The sequence below is a fragment of the Streptomyces sp. NPDC002133 genome, assembly GCF_040296405.1.
Taxonomy (GTDB): domain Bacteria; phylum Actinomycetota; class Actinomycetes; order Streptomycetales; family Streptomycetaceae; genus Streptomyces.
Window position 1 is genome coordinate 1 of record NZ_JBEOXF010000092.1, and the last position, 22290, is coordinate 22290.

The 22290-nt window shown below is 71.4% G+C and carries 21 protein-coding genes and 2 pseudogenes; 17 read left to right on the forward strand and 6 right to left on the reverse strand.

Annotated elements, in window-relative coordinates; genetic code table 11:
• Positions 1–83 precede the first annotated feature (83 nt).
• A pseudogene (locus ABT078_RS40085) lies at positions 84–1253 on the reverse strand (MFS transporter); the annotation flags it as partial.
• A gap of 352 nt (positions 1254–1605) precedes the next feature.
• On the opposite strand from ABT078_RS40085, the gene ABT078_RS40090 reads away from it, so the two are divergent.
• The 10 genes from ABT078_RS40090 to era all read left to right on the forward strand — a co-directional run bounded on the left by ABT078_RS40090 (position 1606) and on the right by era (position 11063).
• Complete coding sequence (locus ABT078_RS40090) at positions 1606–2700, forward strand: carbohydrate kinase family protein (RefSeq protein WP_351237013.1); 1095 nt, start codon at positions 1606–1608, stop codon at positions 2698–2700.
• 246 nt (positions 2701–2946) lie between these two features.
• Entirely contained in the window at positions 2947–3972 is a 1026-nt protein-coding gene (locus ABT078_RS40095) for a PhoH family protein (RefSeq protein ID WP_351236979.1), read from the forward strand.
• A gap of 13 nt (positions 3973–3985) precedes the next feature.
• Positions 3986–4483, forward strand: coding sequence for an rRNA maturation RNase YbeY (gene ybeY / locus ABT078_RS40100; RefSeq protein WP_351236981.1), 498 nt, complete (start codon positions 3986–3988; stop codon positions 4481–4483).
• A complete protein-coding gene (locus ABT078_RS40105; RefSeq protein WP_351236983.1) occupies positions 4480–5748 on the forward strand; it encodes a hemolysin family protein in 1269 nt (422 codons plus the stop codon). The genes ybeY and ABT078_RS40105 overlap by 4 nt, the downstream gene beginning before the upstream one ends.
• An 8-nt stretch (positions 5749–5756) precedes the next feature.
• The gene (locus ABT078_RS40110; protein WP_351237015.1) at positions 5757–6110 is read left to right on the forward strand and encodes an MmcQ/YjbR family DNA-binding protein; all 354 of its coding nucleotides are present in this window, start codon (positions 5757–5759) and stop codon (positions 6108–6110) included.
• Between the two features lie 88 nt (positions 6111–6198).
• On the forward strand, positions 6199–6552 hold the full coding sequence (locus tag ABT078_RS40115; protein WP_351236985.1) for a cytidine deaminase-like protein: 354 nt from the start codon (positions 6199–6201) through the stop codon (positions 6550–6552).
• A 409-nt stretch (positions 6553–6961) separates the two neighbouring features.
• Positions 6962–7450 carry a hypothetical protein gene (locus tag ABT078_RS40120; protein WP_351236987.1) on the forward strand — a complete coding sequence of 163 codons (489 nt, stop codon included), beginning with the start codon at positions 6962–6964 and terminating at the stop codon, positions 7448–7450.
• A 248-nt stretch (positions 7451–7698) separates the two neighbouring features.
• Complete coding sequence (locus ABT078_RS40125; protein WP_351236989.1) at positions 7699–9048, forward strand: WxL domain-containing protein; 1350 nt, start codon at positions 7699–7701, stop codon at positions 9046–9048.
• A 62-nt stretch (positions 9049–9110) separates the two neighbouring features.
• Entirely contained in the window at positions 9111–10052 is a 942-nt protein-coding gene (locus ABT078_RS40130; RefSeq protein WP_351236991.1) for a WxL protein peptidoglycan domain-containing protein, read from the forward strand.
• 54 nt (positions 10053–10106) lie between these two features.
• Positions 10107–11063 (forward strand): GTPase Era, encoded by a 957-nt coding sequence (era, locus tag ABT078_RS40135; RefSeq protein WP_351236993.1) that lies wholly within the window; start codon positions 10107–10109, stop codon positions 11061–11063.
• A 43-nt stretch (positions 11064–11106) separates the two neighbouring features.
• Here era and ABT078_RS40140 read toward each other — a convergent pair whose 3' ends face one another.
• Positions 11107–11373 (reverse strand): protealysin inhibitor emfourin, encoded by a 267-nt coding sequence (locus ABT078_RS40140; protein ID WP_351236995.1) that lies wholly within the window; start codon positions 11371–11373, stop codon positions 11107–11109.
• A 34-nt stretch (positions 11374–11407) separates the two neighbouring features.
• Positions 11408–12475, reverse strand: coding sequence for a M4 family metallopeptidase (locus tag ABT078_RS40145; RefSeq protein WP_351236997.1), 1068 nt, complete (start codon positions 12473–12475; stop codon positions 11408–11410).
• 319 nt (positions 12476–12794) lie between these two features.
• Here ABT078_RS40145 and leuA point away from each other — a divergent pair, with 319 nt between their 5' ends.
• From leuA to ABT078_RS43005, 3 genes and pseudogenes are all read left to right on the forward strand, one after another.
• Entirely contained in the window at positions 12795–14564 is a 1770-nt protein-coding gene (gene leuA / locus ABT078_RS40150; RefSeq protein WP_351236999.1) for a 2-isopropylmalate synthase, read from the forward strand.
• 176 nt (positions 14565–14740) lie between these two features.
• The gene (locus ABT078_RS40155) at positions 14741–15460 is read left to right on the forward strand and encodes a TerB family tellurite resistance protein (RefSeq protein WP_502981543.1); all 720 of its coding nucleotides are present in this window, start codon (positions 14741–14743) and stop codon (positions 15458–15460) included.
• A gap of 163 nt (positions 15461–15623) precedes the next feature.
• Positions 15624–15713: pseudogene (locus ABT078_RS43005) on the forward strand (DNA-binding response regulator); the annotation flags it as partial.
• 157 nt (positions 15714–15870) lie between these two features.
• Here ABT078_RS43005 and ABT078_RS40160 read toward each other — a convergent pair.
• Entirely contained in the window at positions 15871–16524 is a 654-nt protein-coding gene (locus tag ABT078_RS40160) for a DJ-1/PfpI family protein (RefSeq protein ID WP_351237001.1), read from the reverse strand.
• 333 nt (positions 16525–16857) lie between these two features.
• Here ABT078_RS40160 and ABT078_RS40165 point away from each other — a divergent pair, with 333 nt between their 5' ends.
• Both ABT078_RS40165 and ABT078_RS40170 read left to right on the forward strand, forming a co-directional pair.
• Positions 16858–18279: a hypothetical protein gene (locus ABT078_RS40165; RefSeq protein ID WP_351237003.1), complete on the forward strand. Its 1422-nt coding sequence runs from the start codon at positions 16858–16860 to the stop codon at positions 18277–18279.
• Positions 18280–18397: 118 nt separating this feature from the next.
• Entirely contained in the window at positions 18398–20527 is a 2130-nt protein-coding gene (locus ABT078_RS40170; RefSeq protein ID WP_351237005.1) for a tetratricopeptide repeat protein, read from the forward strand.
• On the opposite strand, the gene ABT078_RS40175 is transcribed toward ABT078_RS40170, so the two are convergent.
• Together ABT078_RS40175 and ABT078_RS40180 are read right to left on the reverse strand one after the other, a co-directional pair.
• Positions 20514–20798, reverse strand: a complete 285-nt coding sequence (locus ABT078_RS40175) for a DUF397 domain-containing protein (protein ID WP_351237007.1) — start codon at positions 20796–20798, stop codon at positions 20514–20516. The genes ABT078_RS40170 and ABT078_RS40175 overlap by 14 nt on opposite strands.
• Positions 20780–21634, reverse strand: coding sequence for a helix-turn-helix domain-containing protein (locus tag ABT078_RS40180; RefSeq protein WP_351237009.1), 855 nt, complete (start codon positions 21632–21634; stop codon positions 20780–20782). The genes ABT078_RS40175 and ABT078_RS40180 overlap by 19 nt, the downstream gene beginning before the upstream one ends.
• Positions 21635–21767: 133 nt before the next feature.
• Between ABT078_RS40180 and ABT078_RS40185 the strand changes: the two genes are divergently transcribed.
• A complete protein-coding gene (locus ABT078_RS40185; protein WP_351237019.1) occupies positions 21768–21980 on the forward strand; it encodes a hypothetical protein in 213 nt (70 codons plus the stop codon).
• The gene (locus ABT078_RS40190; RefSeq protein ID WP_351237011.1) at positions 21977–22195 is read left to right on the forward strand and encodes a hypothetical protein; all 219 of its coding nucleotides are present in this window, start codon (positions 21977–21979) and stop codon (positions 22193–22195) included. Before ABT078_RS40185 ends, ABT078_RS40190 begins: the two co-directional genes overlap by 4 nt.
• Positions 22196–22290 lie beyond the last annotated feature (95 nt).

A 22290-nucleotide genomic window follows, 5' to 3' on the forward strand; every position in this document is an offset into this window, starting at 1 on the left:
CTCGCGGACCGCGTGGAAGGTGTCGCCGACGTAGCCGCCGAAGTACGCGGGGTCGTCGGAGTTGACCGTCACGAGCAGTCCGGCGGCCGGCCCGACGTGTGCAGGGCCACCGCGGTCATCGGCACCGCCACGGCCAGCAGCAGCACGCACAGCACGAGGCCCATGCCCGGATACCCCGCGTGCTCCGAGAGGACACTCCCGGTCACCGGCCCGCACGCCACGCCCAGCGACGACGCGGAGCCCACCAGCACCGCCCACCGCCCGCGCGGGTCCAGCGAGGCGGCGAGGCCGATCAGATACGACAGGACCACCGGGTAGAAGACGTTCCACGCCACCTCGCCGACCGCGAAGTCCGTGAACCCCCGTGCCGACGAACTGACCACGATGCAGGCGCCGATCAGCGCCGTACCGGCCCCGATCGGGACCGCCCGCCCGAGCCGCGCACCCAGCGCGCCCGCTCCGATGACCCCGGCGAGCCCCGCGCCCAGCCCGACCGCGAAGACCGCGCCGACGGTGACCTCGCTCAGACCGGCCTGGGTGGTGCCTATCCGCCCGCTGACGCCCCACAGCGCGTTCTGCGCCATCGACCAGCAGAACATCGCGCCCGCCAGAACGGCGCCCGAACGCCGCCTGGGCAGCGGCGCACGCGGCCTGACCGCGACCAGGCCGTGAGCCGCGGCCTGGCCCTGTGCCTCGGCCGGGCCCGCGACGGAGCCCTCAGCCGCCTCCAGCCGCCCGGTCGCGGGCCACACCGCGGCCGCGGCGACGGCCAGCGCCGCGAACGGCAGCACATGCCCGCCCCCCAGCCGCGGGATCGTCAGATACAGCGCCCCCGCGGTCGCCGAGACCGCCAGCAGCCCCAGCGAGGAGGCCCGGTGCGGATCGCGCTGCGTCGCGATCCCGGCCGCCGCGACCGCCGTGGCCGTGCCCGAGCCGAGCCCGCCGACCGCCACCCCCACGACCACCAGGGGCACGTACGAGGTGAGCGCGGCGGCGCCGTACCCGCCGACGGCCAGCAACAGGCCGAGCCTGGACAGCCGCCGAGGCCCGTACCGTTCGACCCGCGACGCCAGCACGAAACCGGCGACGGCCGAATGGAACAGGAGGGTCGAGCCGACGAGACCCGCTTCGGCGGGGGTGAGACCGAGTCCGGCGGAGAGCCGGCCGACGACGGTCGGCAGAAGGTAGGCGGCGAGGTAACCGGCGGCGAAGACGGCGACCAGGGGCCACGCGGCGCGCGGGCTCGAGGGCATGGGCGTTCCCGGGAACGGAGAGCGGTACGAGGGGGGAGCGCCCGGTGTTGCACGGGAACGCGCGCCAATTTGTATCAAGTGCCCCCGGCCGCGGAAAAGCCGGGATGCTGTGAGCCAGGACACATTTCGTTTGCTCCGGAATCACAGGGGTAGGCGCGTTGGATTTTCCTGCGCCGCAACCCGTGACGACGGACGGGAATCAGGCACACTGGCCAGATCCGTACCGCTCCGCACAGCTCTGCGCCGCATTCCGGGAGCCGCCGTGATCACGCCCGACGGACACCTGCAACGCACCTCCGGTGCCCACCCGTTGACCCCCGATGCCCTCGCGCCGGGCGAGCGCGTCGACCCGCTGAGCGGCGAGCACGTCGACCCGCTGAGCGCCGTCCGCGGCGACGGCGACCCCGCGTGCGACGTCTTCCTCACCGGCACGGTCTTCCTCGACATCATCTTCACCGGCCTCGACAGCGCCCCCGTCCGCGGCACCGAGTCCTGGGCGCGCGGCATGGGCTCGAGTCCCGGCGGCGTCGCCAACATGGCCACCGCGCTCGCCCGCCTCGGCCTGCACACCTCCCTCGCCGCGGACTTCGGCGACGACCACTACGGCGACTACTGCCGGGACGCGCTGGAACAGGGCGAGGGCATCGACCTGTCGCTGTCCCGGACCGTCCCCGGCTGGCACTCCCCGGTGACGGTCTCCATGGCCTACGAGGGCGAGCGGACGATGGTCTCGCACGGCCACGAGGCCCCGCCCTCCGAGAACCCGGACAACACCGTCCCCGCCGGCCCGCCCCGCGCACGGGCCGCCGTCGCCTCGCTCGTACCGGGGCGCCGCGAGGGCTGGATCGCCGACGCGGCCGCGCGCGGCGCCCGGATCTTCGCCGACGTCGGCTGGGACGACACCGGCCGCTGGGACCTCGCCTCCCTCCCCGGGCTGGAGCTGTGCGAGGCGTTCCTGCCCAATGCCCAGGAGGCGATGCGCTACACCCGCACCGACTGCCCGCGCGCTGCCGCGCGCGTACTGGCCGAGAGGGTGCCGGTCGCCGTCGTCACGCTCGGTGCGGAGGGCGCGTACGCCGTGGACGGCGCCACCGGCGAGACCGCGGAGGTCCCGGCGATCGAGGTCGAGGCGCTGGACCCGACGGGAGCGGGCGACGTCTTCATGGCGGGCTTCGTCACCGGCACGCTCGCCGGCTGGCCGCTCGCCGACCGGCTGGCCTTCGCAGGACTGACGGCCGCCCTGTCGGTGCAGGAGTTCGGCGGCTCGCTCTCCGCACCCGGCTGGTCGGAGGTGGCGGCCTGGTGGCAGCGGGTCCAGGGATGCGCCGACCAGGACCCGCAGGCGCTCGCCCGCTACGGCTTCCTGGGCGGGCTGCTGCCCGCGTCCTGCCGCCCGTGGCCGCTGCGGCGCGCGGTGCCGACGATCGGCTTCCGCCGCTCCGCGTGATCCCGCCGGCCCGGGCCCGTGCCGGCGGCCCGTCCGTGCTGCCGCGAGGCTGGATCGCCGATGCGGCTGTGAGGCCCGTGGGCCCTTCCGGGCCGACCGGCCCGGGCCCGGGGCGCGTCGGCGGCGGATGCGTGCGGAAAAACGCTTCGGGAGTGTCCGTGCGGGGTCGTACGCTTGGTGTTCCAGAGGTTGTCGAGCAGCGAGAACCCTGCAACGGGAGGTATGTGCAGGCCACAGAGCCGGCCCATGACTCAGACACCCACAGCCCAGACCCCAGCGCCGGGGCAGGCACGAGCCCACTTCACCGTCCCCGCCAAGCATCCGATGGTGACCGTTCTCGGCTCGGGTGACGCCCTGCTGCGCGTGATCGAGAAGGCCTTCCCGGCGGCCGACATCCATGTCCGGGGCAATGAGGTCAGCGCGGTCGGCGACGAGCGGGAAGTCGCACTGATCCAGCGTCTGTTCGACGAGATGATGCTGGTGCTCCGCACCGGACAGCCGATGACGGAGGACGCAGTGGAACGCTCGATCGCCATGCTCCGGGCGAGCGAGAACGGCAACGGACCGGACGAGACCCCGGCCGAAGTCCTCACGCAGAACATCCTCTCCAGCCGCGGCCGCACCATCCGGCCCAAGACCCTCAACCAGAAGCGCTACGTCGACGCGATCGACAAGCACACGGTCGTCTTCGGCATCGGCCCCGCCGGTACGGGCAAGACGTACCTCGCCATGGCCAAGGCGGTCCAGGCGCTCCAGTCCAAGCAGGTCAACCGGATCATCCTGACCCGGCCGGCCGTCGAGGCGGGCGAGCGGCTCGGCTTCCTGCCCGGCACGCTCTACGAGAAGATCGACCCGTATCTGCGGCCGCTCTACGACGCACTGCACGACATGATCGACCCCGACTCGATCCCGCGTCTGATGGCCGCGGGCACGATCGAGGTCGCGCCGCTGGCGTACATGCGGGGCCGCACGCTCAACGACGCGTTCATCATCCTCGATGAGGCGCAGAACACGAACCCGGAACAGATGAAGATGTTCCTGACGCGTCTCGGCTTCGAATCGAAGATCGTCATCACCGGTGACGTCACCCAGGTCGACCTGCCCGGCGGGACCAAGAGCGGTCTGCGCCAGGTCCGGGAGATCCTGGACGGCGTCCCGGATGTGCACTTCTCCATGCTGACGTCGCAGGATGTCGTCCGGCACAAGCTCGTCGGCCGTATCGTCGACGCGTACGAGCAGTACGACAGCCGTAACGGCACCAACGGGAAGTGAACCGGTCAGCACCATGTCGATCGACGTCAACAACGAGTCAGGCACCGAGGTCGACGAGCAGGCGATCCTCGACATCGCCCGCTACGCGCTCGCGCGGATGCGAATCCACCCGCTCTCCGAGCTCTCGGTGATCGTCGTGGACGACGAGGCCATGGAGCAGCTCCACATCCAGTGGATGGACCTACCCGGCCCGACCGACGTCATGTCCTTCCCGATGGACGAGCTGCGCCCGCCGGTCAAGGACGACGAGGAGCCCCCGCAGGGGCTCCTCGGTGACATCGTGCTCTGTCCCGAGGTCGCCCGTAAGCAGGGCGAGGAGGCGCCGACCCAGCACTCCATGGACGAGGAGCTCCAACTTCTCACCGTCCACGGAGTGCTGCACCTCCTCGGCTACGACCACGAGGAGCCGAACGAGCGCGCCGAGATGTTCGGCCTGCAGGCGGCGATCGTCGACGGCTGGCGCTCGGAGAAGGGTCTGACCGGCCCGTCCCCGGCGCCGACCGTTTCATGAGCACCCAACTGATCATCGGCGCCGTCCTCCTCGTCGTCGTCGCGTGGCTGGCGGCGTGCGCCGAGGCGGGCATCGCCCGCGTCTCCAGCTTCCGCGCCGCCGAGGCGCTGCGCTCCGGTCGGCGCGGCGCGGAGCGCCTCGTCCAGGTCACGTCCGACCCCACCCGCTATCTCAATGTGGCCCTGCTCGTCCGGGTCGCCTGCGAGATGGCGGCAGGGGTCCTCGTCACGTACGCCTGTCTGCAGGAGTTCCCCGAGACCTGGGAGGCGCTGGCCGTCGCCATCGGCGTGATGGTCCTCGTCTCCTTCGTCGCCGTCGGTGTCTCGCCCCGCACCATCGGCCGCCAGCATCCGCTGAACACGGCGACGGCCGCGGCGTACGTCCTGCTCCCGCTGGCCCGCGTGATGGGCCCGGTGCCGCAGCTGCTGATCCTCATCGGTAACGCGCTCACCCCCGGCAAGGGCTTCCGCAAGGGCCCGTTCGCGAGCGAGGCGGAGCTGCGCGCGATGGTCGACCTCGCCGAGCAGGAGCAGCTGATCGAGGACGAGGAACGCCGCATGGTGCACTCCGTCTTCGAGCTCGGCGACACCCTCGTGCGGGAGGTCATGGTCCCGCGCACCGACCTGGTCTGCATCGAGCGCTACAAGACCATCCGCCAGGCGCTCACCCTCGCCCTGCGCTCCGGCTTCTCCCGGATTCCCGTGACCGGCGAGAACGAGGACGACATCGTCGGGATCGTGTATCTGAAGGACCTCGTCCGCAAGACGCACATCAACCGGGACGCGGAGGCCGAGCTGGTCTCCACGGCGATGCGGCCGGCGGCCTTCGTGCCGGACACCAAGAACGCGGGCGATCTGCTGCGAGAGATGCAGCAGGAGCGCAACCACGTCGCCGTCGTCATCGACGAGTACGGCGGCACCGCCGGCATCGTCACGATCGAGGACATCCTGGAGGAGATCGTCGGCGAGATCACCGACGAGTACGACCGGGAGCTGCCGCCCGTGGAGGAGCTCGGGGACTCGCGCTACCGGGTCACCGCGCGGCTCGACGTCGGTGACCTCGGTGAGCTGTTCGGTCTCGACGAGTTCGACGACGAGGACGTCGAGACCGTCGGCGGTCTGCTCGCCAAGTCCCTCGGGCGCGTCCCGATCGCGGGCGCGAGCGCGGTGGTGGAGCTGCCGGACGGCCGCTCCCTGCGGCTGACCGCGGAGTCGCCGGCCGGCCGCCGGAACAAGATCGTCACGGTGCTGGTGGAGCCCTCGTGACGGACCGGCTGACCGCGCGGCAACTGAAGGCCTTCTGTCTGGAGCAGACGGCGTCGGTGGAGGAGTTCCCCTTCGGCCCCGAGTGGTCGGTCTTCAAGGTCGCCGGCAAGATGTTCGCGATCACCGATCTCGAGGCGAGGCCGCTGAGGATCGGGCTCAAGTGCGACCCGGACGAGGCGGTGCGGCTGCGCGCCGAGCACCCGGAAATCGTGCCCGGCCGGCACCTCAACAAGCGCCACTGGAACACGGTGACGGTGGACGGGCTCCCGGCCCGCATGGTCCGCGAGCTCGTCGAGGACTCCTACGACCTCGTCGTCGCGGGCCTGCCGAAGGCGGAGCGGCTCCGCCTGGACCGGCCCTGAGGGCGGGGCCCGTCCTCAGGATCCTGCCGGGCCCGCGGCCCCCGGGGCGCCGGGAGTCGGCCGGGGACCCCCGGCTTATGCTCGGCACATGACTGAGAGCACCGAGCTTGGCCCCGAGGACCGCAAGATCATCACGCTCGCCCGCAGTGCACGCGCCCGCAACGGTGTGCCGGAGGGCGCGGCCGTACGGGACGAGACCGGGCGTACGTATGTCGCGGGGACCGTGGCGCTGGATTCGCTGAAGCTCAGTGCGCTGCAGACGGCGGTCGCGATGGCGGTCGCCAGCGGTGCGAAGTCACTGGAGGCCGCGGCGGTGGTGACCGAGGCCGAGACCGCGGCGGACGCCGACCGCGCGGCGGTACGCGACCTGGGCGGTCCCGAGACCCCCGTACTGCTGGCGGGCCCGGACGGATCGGTGCGGCTCGCCCTCACGGCCGGCTGACGCGCACCTTCGTGACCTGCTGATGCGCCGCCGCCGACCGGAGGCGGCCTGCTCACCGACCGGACAGTAGCGTCCCGGTGTCACGTACGTCGAAGAATCAAGCGGCTTTCTCTTGCAATCGCTGCTCCACTGCGCATCAATAACAGCAGTTTCCGACGGACCGTCAGATTCTGGGGCGGCCAGGTACGGGGCGCGAGCCGCAGCCCCGGACCGCGGTCGGCCGTCCTCCCTCCGTATGGCGTGCGCACCCCGCCCGCGGACGGTTCGCGCACACCGTCACGCAGCCCTGCAGCGCCGCGCCCGCATGCCCGTACGACCGGACGGCGGGTCCGGTGGGAGTCCACCGCGCGGATCTGTGCGCCCGGAATGCGGCATACGGCCAACTCCCTGACAAGGGAGCGGGAATCGAATGAGACGCAGCAGCAGGTTCGGCATCGGTGCGGCACTGGCCGCGGGGGCGCTCGCGGTGACCGGTCTGGTCTTCGCGCCGGCCGCAGCGGCCGTCCAGCCGGCGGACGCGACCGCGGAGTACGACTGCGGGGCCTTCGGCGGTGGCGACGCCGACCTCCACGCCACACAGTCGGGCGGCAGCATCACGATCACCGTCAGCACGTCCGTCGTGACGCCCCTCCCCATCGGTGCGGGCGACGCGACCACCACGCTCGTCCTGACCCTGGACGGCGGCCCCGGAACCGCCACGTTCACGGGCAGCTCCAGCCCTGCCAGCCCGGCGTTCAACCCGTTCACCAGCGGTCCACTCACGAGCTCCAGCAGCTTCGCGGCCGGTGACACGCTCGACTCGTACTTCGGCGGCACCGCCCTCACGCTGGAGATCTTCGGCACGACGGTCGAGTGCGAAGCCGTCACCTCGCAGTCGAGCGAGTCCGTCGCCGACTGAACCAGGCCAGGCGCGAAAGAGCCGCCGCCCCTCCGGGTGGCGGCCCTGCTTCTGCTGATCTGTCATCCGGTGAGTACCGGCAAGCCCCCGAATGCGGGGAAGCCGAGGAAGCTGACAGTATCTGATGGCCCATCAGTCGGGACATTTCGATTCCATTGACTTCTTCCGCCCACCGGTCGTCAATGGCCCCCCGTAGGTGCAGAAGAGCAGAAGAGCCGCTGCATCCACACCCTCAGGAGGGGGTAATCATGGCCTTCTCAGGTCCGCCGAACCGAAGATCTGCCGGCCGAAGACGCCGATGGGCGGCAGCCCTGGGGGTGACCGCGCTCGCGGTCACCGTGGCAGGGGTGCCGGCATCGCCTGCCGCCGCGCAGGCGACGGCGTCCGTGGCGGTGGATTTCCCCACGCACTGCGTGCCGCCGCCCATCGCCGGCATCCCGCCGATCGACGGCACCACCACCGCCGAGATCACCGTCGACAACGCCGCGCCCAAGGTCGGCGACACGGTCACCGTCACCTACACGGTGACCAAGCCCGCGGCGAGCAACCCGGTGGACCTCGCGCTCCCCGCCGACATCATGACGCCCAGCGGCAAGGTCGCCCTCGGCGGCGCCCAGAGCGGCAGCGTCACCGTCACCGGCCCGAAGAAGAACCCGCCGGTGCCGGGCAAGGGCGAGTTCCCGCCGTTCTCGATGACCGGGACGTTCACGGTCACCGCGCCCGGCTCGATCACCCTCTCGCCGGGCGACTACAACATCCACACCAGCTACATCATGGAGCTGGACACCCCCTGCACGGTGACGAATCCGCCCGCCCCCGTCTCGCAGACGATCATCGCGACGGACGACGGCGGCCCGGTCAACGAGCGCACCATCACGCTCAGCGCGGCCTCCGGGAAGCCCGGCGAACGGGTGACCGTCACCGGGGCCGAGTTCACCGCGAACGCCGATGTCACCGTGGCCGGGTGGAACGGCTCCGGACCGACCGCCGACACGATCACCGCCAAGGCAAACGCCTCGGGCAGCTTCACCTTCCGGCCGAAGATCAACGATCCGGCGACCGTCGGCATCGTCGCCTTCGAGGGCGCGAGCTGGGATCCGGCGAAGGGCGCGGGCCCGGCGGCGTACACGCTCGTCGGCGACGTGCCCCCGCTCACCCAGCAGATCACCTCCTCGGTGAAGGCGGGCACCCTGTCCATGACCCAGGCCGGCGACTCCGTCCCGCTGACGTCCGTCGACTTCGGCCAGGGTGGCGCCGCCACCGGAGACCTGAACGCGGTGACGGTCAAGGACTTCCGCGGCGGCCCCGCGGGCTGGTCCCTGACCGGCAGGGTCACCGACTTCACCGGACCGGGCGGAAAGATCGACGCGGGCAAGCTCTCCTGGACCCCGTCCTGCACCACCAAGGCGGGCAGCCCCAGCACCTGCGCGGCGGGCTCCGCGGGCGTCGTCGGCAACACCGGCGCGACCCTGGCCTCCGCCCCCGACGGAGCGTTCACCGGCGGTGAGTTCACCGCGGGCGCGAAGGTGTCGCTGGACGTCCCGGCGTTCACGGCCCCGGGCGCCTACGCCGCAGTGCTCACGCTGACGCTCACGTGACCACCAGGCGGGCCGGGCGCGCACCCGGTCGGCCCGCCCCGACCCCCGGGGGTTCCGCAACCGTGCGAAAGCTGTCCGCACTCCTCCTGGCCCTGACCGCCCTCCTGTACGGCGCCCCGGGCACCCACGCCGCCGACAACGGCGAGTGGTCCGTCGAGCCCGCCGCCTCCGCGCTCGGCAGCCGCCCGTACTTCTATCTCTTCGCCACGCCCGGCACCACGCTCACCGACCGGGTCACCGTCAGCAACAAGACCGCCGCCCCGCTGACCTTCCGGCTGTACGCCGCCGACGCGTACAACACCGAACGCGACGGCGGCTTCGCCGTACGCACCCGGAAGGAGCGCCAGCACGGCGTCGGCGCCTGGGCGAAACCGGAACGCGACCGGGTCACCGTCCCCGCGCGGTCCTCGGTCACGGTCCCCTACACCCTCACCGTCCCCGAGACCGCCGAGCCCGGCGACCACCCCGGCGCCGTCGTCGCCCTCGACGAGCGCGTCGCCGCGGGGTCCGGGGAATCGGTCGCGGTCGGCATCCAACGGGCCGTCGGCGCCCGGATCTACCTACGGGTGAACGGACCGACGATGGCCGCTCTGTCCGTCGAGGACGTCCGGTACGCCCCGGACCGGCCGCTGGTCCCGGGCACCGGCGAGAGCAGCGCGCTCATCTCGTACACGCTCCACAACCGCGGCAACGTCACGCTCAACCCCAAGGTCGCCCTCCGCGCCGAGGGCCTCTTCGGCCGTACGCTCCTGGCCCGCGACCTGCCGAAGATCCCCAGCGAACTGCTGCCGCGCCAGAAGATCCGGCTGACCGAACGGTGGGCGGGAGCTCCCCAGCTCGACTGGGGCGAGGTCACGCTGACCGCGAGTGCGCGCGACGTGCGCGAGTCCTCGGCGGTGTCCTTCTTCGCCCTGCCCTGGCTGGTCGCGGGCGTCCTGTCGGCGGCGGGCGCGGGCACGGCGGTGTGGCTGCGCGTACGGCACCGGAGGGTGCGCGATGCGTGAGGGCGGCGGCCCGGCGGGGACGCGCGGTACGTGAGGGGCCGCGGATCGGGGAGAATGGCCCGCATGAGCGTTCACACCCCTGGATCCGAGGCGCCGCACCGCGCCGGCTTCGCCTGTTTCGTCGGCCGCCCCAACGCGGGCAAGTCCACCCTCACGAACGCTCTGGTCGGCCAGAAGGTGGCCATCACCTCCAACCGGCCGCAGACCACCCGACACACCGTCCGCGGCATCGTGCACCGCCCCGACCTGAACGCACAGCTCGTTCTCGTCGACACCCCCGGACTGCACAAGCCGCGCACGCTCCTCGGCGAGCGCCTCAACGATGTCGTACGGACCACCTGGGCCGAGGTCGACGTGATCGGCTTCTGCCTTCCGGCCAACGAGAAGATCGGTCCGGGGGATCGATACATCGCCAAGGAACTGGCCGGGATCAAGAAGACCCCGAAGGTCGCGATCGTGACCAAGACCGACCTGGTCGATTCCAAGACGCTCGCCGAGCAGCTGATCGCCGTCGACCGGATCGGCCAGGAGCTCGGCATCGAGTGGGCGGAGATCGTCCCCGTCTCGGCGGTCGGCGACAAGCAGGTCGCGCTGCTGGGCGACCTGCTCGTCCCGCTCATGCCGGAGAGCCCTCCGCTCTACCCGGAGGGCGACCTCACCGACGAGCCCGAGCAGGTCATGGTCGCGGAGCTGATCCGCGAGGCCGCGCTCGAAGGCGTACGGGACGAGCTGCCGCACTCGATCGCGGTGGTCGTCGAGGAGATGCTGCCGCGCGAGGACCGCCCCGCGGACAAGCCGCTTCTGGACATCCACGCGAACGTCTACATCGAGCGCCCCAGCCAGAAGGGCATCATCATCGGCCCGAAGGGCAGCCGCCTCAAGGAGGTCGGCATCAAGTCCCGCAAGCACATCGAGGCGCTCCTGGGCACGCCGGTCTTCCTGGACCTGCACGTGAAGGTGGCGAAGGACTGGCAGCGGGATCCCAAGCAGCTGCGCAGGCTCGGCTTCTGAGATCCCGGGCCGTCCTGGACGGCGCCTTTCCGCGCCGCCTCTCCTAGGAGCCTTCCTCGAGGACCATCGAGATCAGCTTGCGCTGCTCCTCGGTGAGCCTTGGATCGGCGCAGTAGACCGTCTTCCCGTCCACGGTGAGCTGGTACTGGAATCCGTCCGGTACCCCCACCGGCGGGGTGCCCCGGCAGTCGTTCACGGCCCGCTCGGCCAGGGCATGCCACTCCTGGGCATCGGCGCGGGCCGAGGTGTCCACCTCGGCGACCTTTTCGATGCCGGCGAAACCACCCGTGCGTCGCACTTGAATACGCATGGGTCCTGTCTAACCCGTCCCGCGCCGATCCGCCTCAGTTGGCCGGTACGCCGACCTGCGACCAGGCCTTGAGCACCGCCTCCTGCTCCTCGCCCTCCCCGTACCGCGCGGCCGCCGCCGCGACGGTGGCCCTGGCGAAGTCGGTGAAGGACGCGTCGACCTCCAGGGACCCCGAGACCATCACGTCGTACCAGATCTGCCCCGCCCGCTCCCATGCCCTGCCGCCGAGCCGGGTGGCCAGCTGGTAGAAGGCGTGGTTGGGGATGCCGGAGTTGATGTGCACCCCTCCGTTGTCCCGTCCCGTACGGACGTAGTCGTCCATCGTCGCGGGCTGCGGGTCCTTGCCGAGCACGTCGTCGTCGTACGCCGAGCCCGGCTCCTTCATCGACCGCAGCGCCACGCCCGTCACCCGCGGGGCGAGAAGCCCGGCGCCGATCAGCCAGTCGGCCTCGTCGGCGGTCTGGTCGAGGGTGTACTGCCTGACCAGCGAGCCGAACACGTCCGACACGGACTCGTTGAGCGCGCCCGGCTGGCCGAAGTACGTGAGATTCGCCGTGTACTGGGTGAGGCCGTGGGCCAGCTCGTGCGCGATGACGTCGACCGGCACGGTGAAGTCGAGGAAGATCTCGCCGTCACCGTCGCCGAACACCATCTGCTCGCCGTTCCAGAAGGCGTTCCCGTAGTTCTCGTCGTAGTGGACGGTCGCGATCAGCGGGAGGCCCTCGCCGTCGATGGAGTTCCTCCCGTACGCGGACAGCAGCAGCTCGAAGGTCGCGCCGAGGCCGGCGTACGCCCGGTTGACGGTCGCGTCCCGGCCCGGCTCGTCGCCCTCGCCGCGCACCTTCGTGCCGGGCAGCTCCGTCCTGTGCTCCGCGTCGTAGAGGGTGCGCTGCGGCCCGTCCACGACCGGCTGGGCGGGGGCCGGGGCGCCGATGACGGTGGTCAGGCGGCGGCTGGTGCGCTGTGCGGCGTCCGCGACCAGGGTGCGGCGGGCGGCCGCGGAGATCGCCGGGTCGTCGGAGCGGGCGAGCCTGTCGAGGAGGTGCGGCGGCACGATGCCGCAGAAGACGGGGGACAGGGCCGGTGGCGTCGAGGAATCCATGTCTGGCAATGTGGCACTCGGTCATGGTGATGTCACTAGATGCGACCATGATGAGTGAGCTATTGGTCACCAAATAGGGTGATAAGTCACATTTGGGCGTTACTTTGCCGTTATTGATCGCTCGTCCCGCATACTGAAACAGGACCGGCGCTCACGCCCGGGCTCAGCTAGGCTCGTCCGCATCATGCGTTTCGGGCTGCTTCTTCTTAGCTGCCGCGGCGAGGGCCTGTAGTCGTAGGCCGACCCCCTCCCCGCGGAGTCTGGTGCTGCTTCGACACAGTCGGCCGTCCCCCAGCAGGACACCGAGGAGCCCTACGCAATGTCTCAGTCGCAGTGGATCGGCCGGCCCACGCCGATCACCAACACGACGCACGCCCAGAAGCCCTCCGGCATGCCGATCCACAAGTACGGCCGGTACGAGGCCGTGTCGATCCCGGACCGCACCTGGCCCGAGAAGCGGATCACCAAGGCGCCGCGGTGGCTGTCCACGGACCTGCGCGACGGCAACCAGGCCCTGATCGACCCCATGTCGCCGGCCCGTAAGCGCGAGATGTTCGACCTGCTCGTCCGCATGGGCTACAAGGAGATCGAGGTCGGCTTCCCCGCCTCCGGTGAGACGGACTTCGCCTTCGTACGGTCGATCATCGAAGAGGGCGCCATCCCCGAGGACGTGACCATCTCCGTCCTGACCCAGGCCCGCGAGGACCTGATCGAGCGCACCGTCGAGTCCCTGATCGGCGCGAAGCGCGCCACCGTCCACCTCTACAACGCCACGGCACCCGTCTTCCGCCGGGTCGTCTTCCGCGGCTCCAAGGACGACATCAAGCAGATCGCCGTCGACGGCACCCGCCTGGTCATGGAGTACGCGGAGAAGCTGCTCGGCGACGAGACGGACTTCGGCTACCAGTACAGCCCGGAGATCTTCACCGACACCGAGCTGGACTTCGCCCTGGAGGTCTGCGAGGCCGTCTGCGACGTCTGGCAGCCCGGCCCCGGCCGCGAGGTCATCCTGAACCTGCCCGCCACCGTGGAGCGGTCGACGCCGTCCACGCACGCGGACCGCTTCGAGTGGATGTCCCGCAATCTGACCCGCCGCGAGCACGTCTGCCTGTCCGTCCACCCGCACAACGACCGCGGCACCGCCGTCGCCGCCGCCGAGCTGGCCATCATGGCGGGCGCCGACCGCATCGAGGGCTGCCTGTTCGGCCAGGGCGAGCGGACCGGCAACGTCGACCTGGTCACCCTGGGCATGAACCTGTTCTCGCAGGGCGTCGACCCGCAGATCGACTTCTCGCAGATCGACGAGATCCGTCGCACGAGCGAGTACTGCAACCAGATGGAGATCCACCCGCGCCACCCCTACGCGGGCGACCTCGTCTACACCTCCTTCTCCGGCTCCCACCAGGACGCCATCAAGAAGGGCTTCGACGCCATGGAGGCCGACGCGGCCGCACGGGGTCAGGGCGTGACGACCGACGATCTCGAGTGGGCGGTCCCGTACCTGCCGATCGACCCGAAGGACGTCGGCCGCTCCTACGAGGCGGTCATCCGCGTCAACTCGCAGTCCGGCAAGGGCGGCATCGCGTACGTCCTGAAGAACGACCACAAGCTGGACCTGCCGCGCCGCATGCAGATCGAGTTCTCCCGCATCATTCAGGCCAAGACCGACGCCGAGGGCGGCGAGATCACGCCGAAGGAGATCTGGTCGGTCTTCCAGGACGAGTACCTGCCCAACCCGGACAACCCCTGGGGCCGGATCCAGCTGCGCTCCGGCCAGAGCACGTCGGACACCGACGGCACGGACACCCTGACGGTGGACGCGGTCGTCGACGGCGCCGACACCGTCCTGTCCGGCTCCGGCAACGGCCCGATCTCCGCGTTCATCGACGCGCTGAACACGATCGGGGTCGACGCCCGCGTCCTGGACTACCAGGAGCACACGATGAGCGAGGGCGCCTCGGCGCAGGCCGCCTCGTACATCGAATGCGCCATCGACGGAAAGGTCCTGTGGGGCATCGGAATCGACGCCAACACCACGCGTGCGTCGCTGAAGGCGGTCGTCTCGGCCGTCAACCGCGCGGCGCGCTAGTACCTCCTCACGAACCCCGCCCCTGTCATGGGGGCGGGGTTCGGCCATGTCCGGGCGATCTGGCTCCCGGGTGCTGTCGTCACATCAACGATGTGGCTAACATCACGTCAATGCGGCAATGTTGCCGTGGGGCACCCCCTGCCCGAAGGGCGACGGGGGAGTGACGGAGGTGCGACGTGCTGCCAGCCCGAGGACAACGTGGCCGAAAACCAAGCATCAACGGCATTCGTCCCATTTGTGTCTTCGGTGTCCGCACGTCCTGGACCACCATCGGCGACGGGGAGTTCTTCTGCTCCGCATGCGGAGGCGACCGGAACTACCGCCGCCGCACCGGCAGGCGCCGCTTCACCGTCCTCGGTATCCCTGTCCTCCCACGCGGCTTCAGCGGCCCGGTCCTCGAATGCGCCGCCTGCCACGCCCACTTCGGCACCGACGCCCTCGACCATCCGACGACCGCCCGCTTCTCCGCGATGCTCCGCGACGCCGTCCACACGGTCGCCCTCGCCGTCCTCGCGGCCGGAGGCACCTCTTCGCGCACGGTCAGGGAGACCGCGGTCGCCACGGTCCGCGCCGCGGGGATCGTCGACTGCACCGAGGACCAGCTGACGACGATGATCGAGGCGCTCGCCGCCGACACCGGCCGCTTCGTCACCGACACCGGGCCGTGCGGCGCCGCCCTCGCCATCGAGCTCCACGAGGCCCTGGAACCCCTCGCACCGCACCTCGCCCCGGCGGGCCGCGAATCGATCCTGCTGCAGGGTGCGCGGATCGCCCTCGCCGACGGGCCGTACAGCCCGGCGGAGCGCGACGTGCTGACGACCGTGGGCAACGCACTGCGGCTGCGCGCGGACGACACCGCGCGGCTGCTCGCGGCAGCGCGCACGCCCTCGACGTAGCAGGGCCGCAGCCAGCCGATCAGCGTGATCACCCCGGCCGGCACCGCCGACCAGGCGCTCGCCGCGGCCCGCGCGACCGACGGCGTGGCCGCCGCCGAACGCGGACGCACCGCGGAAGGCTGGACCGAGCTGGCCGTCTTCGCCGAGGACGCACCCGAAACCGATGGGCAGACTCGGCGCCCGCGATCGCGCCCAACTCGTCATCGTCACCTACGAGTCGGGGCTCGTGACCCCGGGCGCCGGGGCGTGCTGAGGGCTCGTAAGAGCCCGTCCGGGGTTGGAGGACGGACATCCGGGCCCCCTGGACGGTACGGGTCCGTCTCAGGGGTCCGAGGGCTCGCCACGGGTTCGGCAAAGGGCGGGAAGGAGCGGGCCGCAGGCGCCCGCCGGACACCCGTCCCTTCGCGACCTCACGCGGCGGCGCCGCCGTCCACCGGCACGGCCCCCTCCGCGCGCCAGACGGTCCCGCGCCGCTCGTACGCCATCAACCGCTCGACCGCGTGTGCCACCCGCGGCCCCACCTCCCTCTCCAGCAGATGCAGCGCGACGTCGAGCCCCGACGTCACCCCGCCCCCCGTCACCAGATCGCCGTCGTCGACGACCCGCGCGTCCACGACGACGGCCCCGGCCCCCCACAACGCGTCCAGGCCCATGTGATGCGTCGTGGCCGGCCGCCCCTTGATCAGGCCCGCCATCGCGAGGATCAGGGACCCGCCGCACACCGTCGCGACGGTGACGCCGGGCTTCTCCAGGGCCGCCCTGAGCAGCACCGGCAGTTCGGTGCCGAGGCTGCGCGCGAGCGCCGCGGGGATCGCCTCCTCGTCGAGGACGTTGCCCGCCGCACCCGGTACGACGACGAGGTCCGCCCGCTCGGGATCCAGCCGCGCGGTGGCCCGCAGGGAGACTCCCGCGATGCCGGAGGGCACCTCGCGCACGCCCTCCGCCGACACGAGTTCCACATGAACCGCGTCACCGCCGAGCACGCCGCCGGTGCCGATCGCCTCGTACGGCGCGACGACGTCGAGCGGGTCGAACCCGTCGAACAACACGAACTGAGCAAGCATGTTCCGTCCTCTCGAGAGCTGTGCTGCTCCGACGCTAAGGCGGTGGGCGGAGCTCCAGAAGTGGCGCGAATGCCAGGTCTCGACGGATTCCCGCCACTCCTTGCCGATGAGGTGTCAACTACCGGTAGCTGTTTGGTTGTTGGCTGCGCATCGATGTGACGAACGCGTGTGCGCATGGCATGCTTCGGTCACTGTTACTCGCGAGTAGATCCATGGTGTCGACCCATGATGCGACCCGTGACTCGACGCATGAGCCGACGCATGAGCCCACGCACAGACGGATCCGCGAGCAACGGCTGCCACCCCCCAACACCCATCGCCGGAGGACCTCCCGTGCGTGCCCTCACCAGGAGATTCCTGGTCCCTGTCGCACTGACGACGTTCGCCCTCACCGTGAGCGGATGCTCCACCTCACCGACCACGCCCGCCACCGGCCCTGCCGCCGGTGCCACCCCCGCTGCCGAAGCGACCGCCGCCGACGGCTCCCAGCCGCTCGACGTCGCCGCGGCGCCGACGGGCACACCCACGCCGACCGCCGTCGCCAGGGCGGGCGGGCGGGGATCGGGCGCGAGCAGGACCTCGCTCAAGGTCGCCTCCTTCGACAGGCGCACCGGACGCGCCGTCATATCCACGCCACGGACGGCACCGCCGAGCGGCACGCCCGCCGCCACCCCGTCCGACGCCGGCCCCGACCCCGCCCACGCCCCCGTCAAGACCGGCGACGTCATCGCCAGCGCGCCCGCACCCGGCGCTCCCGACGGCCTGCTCGCCCAGGTCACCGACATCGTCGGAGAGACCGACCGGGGAACAGAGGTCACCACCAGGCCGGCCACCCTCAGTGCCCTCCTCGCCGACGACGAGGCGAAAGGCCGGATCCCCGTCGACCCGTCCTCGGTCGACGTTGAACCCCTGCTGCAGGGCGTGAAGTTCTCCTGGGCCGGGACCGGCGGCGCCACCTTCGGCCCCAAGGGCGCAAAGCTCCCCCTCGGCAGCCTGCGTCTCGACGTCGGCGCCGCCGTCGCCACCGCGGAAGGCGCTCCCGCGTCCGCCGCCGCGTCCGTCAACGGCTTCGTCCAGCTCGCACCCGAGGTGGAGTTCTCCTACGACGGCGCCGCCCACGACCACTTCCTCGGACTGACGGGCGACTGGACAGCCCGGTGGGAGCTCAAGGGCCGCGCAGCGGGCGGCCTCAAACAGCGGATTCCGTTCGCCAAGCTCCACGCCGACCCCGTGATCCAGGTCGGCCCCGTGCCGGTCGTCGTGAACCTCGACCTCACCTGCTACATCCAGGTGGAGGCCGACGGCCGCATCACCCTGGACGTCGAGCAGAACGTCACCGGCGACTTCCGCGTCGGCGGCAGCTACGCGCCCACCGAGGGCTGGACCCCGGTCAGCGCCTCCGACGTCACGAGCTCGCCGGTCAAGGCGACGGTCACGGCGGCCGGCCGGGCCAGGACGGCACTCGGCGCCGAGGCCTCCATCGGCCTGTACGGCATGGTCGGCGTCACCGCCGACTTCGCCCCGTACCTGCGCGGCGAGGCCACCGCCACCGCCACCGGATCCACGGACGGCACCGGCTCGGTCGTCGGCACCTGGGCCCTCCACGGCGGCTTCGACCTGAGCGGAAACCTCCAGCTCCAGTTGTCCGTCTTCGGCACGCCCGTCCTCAGGCACCGCATTCCGCTGGGCAGCCTCCACCGCGAATGGCCGCTCGTGAGCGGCACGGGAGGTGCGAGCGCCCCTCCGGCCACCTGAACGCCTGCCACCTGAACGCCGGCCTCCTGGCAGCCGGGTTGTCCACAGCCCCTCCGCCTTCGCCGTACGTGTGCGCCACAATGGCCGCATACGTACGGCGGTTGGGGACGGGGGGACTGTGCTGCTGCTCGTGGTTGCCCTCGTCCTCGTCGCGACAGCCGCTGTTGTGGTGGTACGGAGGTCACGCGCTCGCCGTCCCGAACCGGCCCCGGGCGCGGGCCCGGTGGTCGCTCCCGTCACGCACGACACCACCCGCGGGGCCGAACTGCCCGATCCCATCGCCGACTTCGTGGGCCGGGCGGACGACCTCACCACGCTCCTGCGCCTCGTCCACGCAGGCCACCGCGCCATAGCCGTGACCGGGGCCCCCGGCCTCGGCAAGTCCGCCCTCGCCGTCCGCCTCGCGCACGAGCTGCGCCCCTTCTACCCCGACGGCCTGCTGTACGCCGACCTCGGCTCGGGCCGCGGTGACGTACCGGCACGCCTCCTCGACGCCCTCGGCGCGCCCGAGGAGGAACAGACGGGCGAGGCTCCCGCACTCGCCGCCCGCCTCCACAGCCGCACCGCGCGCCGCCGCGTCCTCCTGCTCCTGGACGCCACCACCGACGCGCCCCAGGTCCGTCCTCTGCTGCTGCCCGGTGACGGCTGCCTGACCCTGATCACCAGCCGCAACGCGCTGACCGACCTCCCGGAAGCGACTCCCTTCCCCCTCGAGCCCCTTACCGAGTCGGACGCCCAAAGGTTGTGGGCGATCGTCCCGCCGGGGGCTCCGCCGGCGGTACCTCCCGGACAAAGCTCCGGGGCAGGTGGAGGTACGACCCATGCCGGAAGGGCCATGGGGGAGGGTGGGCACATCCCACCCACCGGCCCGCACCTGGCCGACGGCCTCGTCCGCAGCTGCGGCCGGCTCCCCCTCGCCGTCCGTATCGCCGCCGCGGTAGGCGGGCAGCCGTCCGAGCTGGCCCACCGCATCAACGCCGAACGGGCCCGCCTCGACGCCCTCCACGTCGGCGACGTGCCCGCCCGCGCCGCCTTCGAGATCGCCTACGCCACGCTGACCGGCGCCGACCGTCACCTGCTCCGCAGCCTCGGCGCGTACCCCGGCCCCCGCCTGACCGTCCGTATCGCCGCCGCAGCGGCAGGCTGGCCGCATCAGGCCGCCCACGAGGGCCTGCAGCGCCTCGCAGCCGCCCAACTCGCGCAGCCCGACGGCCCCGACGCGTACCGCCTCCATGCGCTGATACGCCGGTTCGCCGCCGAGCGACTCGAACGGGACACGGCACCCGCCGAGTGCCGAGCCGCCCTGGAACGGCTCCTCGCCGCCGGTCCGGAGGACTCCACCGCCGTCTCCCTTCTCGTACGCGCCGGAGTACGGGAAGGCCTCCACGGTGCCGCACACCACCTGGCGACCACGGCGGACAGCCGGTTGCGGGACGAGCCCAGCCAGCTCCCGCGCATCGCCATGTGGTCGGCCGTCCTCGATGCGGCCCGCCGGGCGGGCGAGCACGGCTGGGCGGCGCACGCGCTGCGCGGCCTGGGCGACGCCTACCGGCGCGAGGGCCGCTACGAACAGGCCGTGGACCATCTGCGGATGTCCATCGCCGTCCAGCACCGAAGCGGCGCTCGCGCCGAACAGATCGAGACCCGCCGACTCCTCGGAGACGCCCTGCACCGGGCGGGCCGTTACGACGCCGCGCTGCGTGAGTTCCAGATGGCCCTGGACAGCAGCCGCGCCCTGGGCGGGCCGACGGGCGAGGCGGAGATCCTGCGCGGCCTCGGCGCCCTCCACCTCGACCGGCGCCGCCCCGACGAGGCGATCACATGTCTCGAAGCGGCCGTCCCCCTCACGGGCTGCCCCGACACCCGGCGCGTCCTGGGCTCGGCCTACGTCCAGACCGGCAACCTCACCGCCGCCGAGCGGTGCCTGAGGTCGGCCCTTGTGACCTACCGGCGGCACGGCCGCGCGGTAGGGGAGGGCTGGACCCTGCGCGAGCTGGGCTATCTGGAGGAGCGCCGGTGGGCGTACGGGGCGGGCGCGGACCACCACCGTGCCGCCCTGGCCGCCTTCGACCGCGTCGGCTACGGCACGGGCGTCGCCGCCGCGGCCGAGGCGATGGGCGACAACCTGCTCGCGCAGGGCAACGAGGCGGGCGCCGACGCGGAGTACCTCCGCGCGGCGACGGCGTACGCGGACCTGGGCGACCACATCCGCGAGGCCGAGGTCCGCCGCAAACTCAGCGTCCCTTGACGGTCCCCTCGACGAACGCGGCCCAGGCGGCGGCCGTGACGACGAGGACGGGGCCGGCGGGGGTCTTGCTGTCACGGACGGGGACGACGCCGGGGATGTCGTCGAGGACTTCGACGCACGACTCGCCGCCATCCCCGCCGCTGTAGGTGCTCTTGCGCCAAGCGGCCGCGCCGGGGAAGGCGTACGCGACCTCGACGCAATCCTCCCCGCCGTCGCCGCCGCTGTAGGTGCTCTTGCGCCAACGGGCGGTGCTCAGGTCGTACTCGCGCATCGTCTGTAGTCCTCCGCCACCGACTCGATCAGGGCCAGGGACGCCTCCGGCGACTGCGCGGCGGCCCTGAGCAGATCGTAATGCGCCTGTGTGCGCTTCACTACGGCCGGATCGTCCAGCAGATTTCCCGAAAGCATGGCCTCCGTATAGGCGGTTGGCGGGGCGTCCTCGAACTCGAGGAGCTTCAGTGTCTTGCCCATCGCCGGGTGCGCCCCGGCCGAGAACGGAAGCACTTGCACCAGCACCTTACGCTCGCGCGCCATCACCGCGATGTGGTCCAACTGCCGGGCCATCCCGGCCGGACCGCCCACCGTGATACGGAGCGAGGCCTCGTGCAGGACGGCCCAATACACCGGCCGTGTAGCGTCGTTGAGGACAGGGGCACGGTCCATGCGGGCCCGAACCATCTCCTCGATGTACGCCTCGTCGGCGAGCGGGTTGCTCGCCAGGTACACCGCGCGGGCGTACCCGGCGGTCTGAAGCAGACCGGGCACCACCGCAGGCGCGTACTCGCAGATCTTCGTCGCCAGTTGTTCAAGCTCCGCCACGTGCGCGAAGTACTCGGTGTACGGCGAATCGGCGATCAGCTTCGTCCACATTCGCTCGAAAAAACCGTCGGTTTGTAGCGTCTCGTCAATCCTGGTCGCTACATCCTTCTGTGGCTTCCGAATAGCCTGTTCGAATTGGCCGATGTAGCCCCCGGATACGAATACCCGCCGCCCCAGTTCCCCCTGCGTCAGCCCCGCCATCTCGCGCCTGGCCTTGAGCTCCAGCCCGAAGAACTCCCAGGCCGCCAGCCTGGACCCCGTCCCTCGCCTCATACCTGCGTTGGCCATGGATTAACTCCTTTGTGCTGCCGAGCAGTTGTAGCGCGCGTATGTCTGCCGATTCTAGGTCTGTGTCCTCACACTCATGAGGGGAAGGAAGAAAAGGAATCCGAGGCATGACGAGAGGAGCGCCGTGGAAGAAATGGACCATCTCCAGGACGCCGAGGCGGCTGTGGCGGAATTGAGGTGTGCACTGGCCCGGGCCGGAGTGACGTTGCCGTCGCTCGGACTGGACCCGGTCACATGCGCCGGCCGGAGTCCGAGGGTGCTGGTCGAGCTGGGTCGCTGCACGGTCGAGACCGCGCGCCGGATGGCCGCCGCGCTGCCCGGACCGCGGGAGGAGGCGGGGCTATGACGGCACCGGCCGTGGGGTCGTACGTGATCGACACGAGCAATGGGCAGGTGGGGCAGGTCATGGGCCACGAGGGACCGTACGTCCAGCTCAGACCGATCGGCGGCGGCCGCGAATGGGACTGCCCGCCCGACGCGCTGCGCATCGCCACCGCGGCGGAGCGCCTCAGCGCGGCGACTTCCTACGCGAACGCCCGCAGCCGCGGCGAGGTGCCTTAGCCTCGATCTTTCTTGATGGGCCGCCGACGAAGTCGGCGGCCCATTTCGTTGTCGAAGGCCGAGGCCGGGCAGTCCGAGGGCCCGAGTGTCGTCTC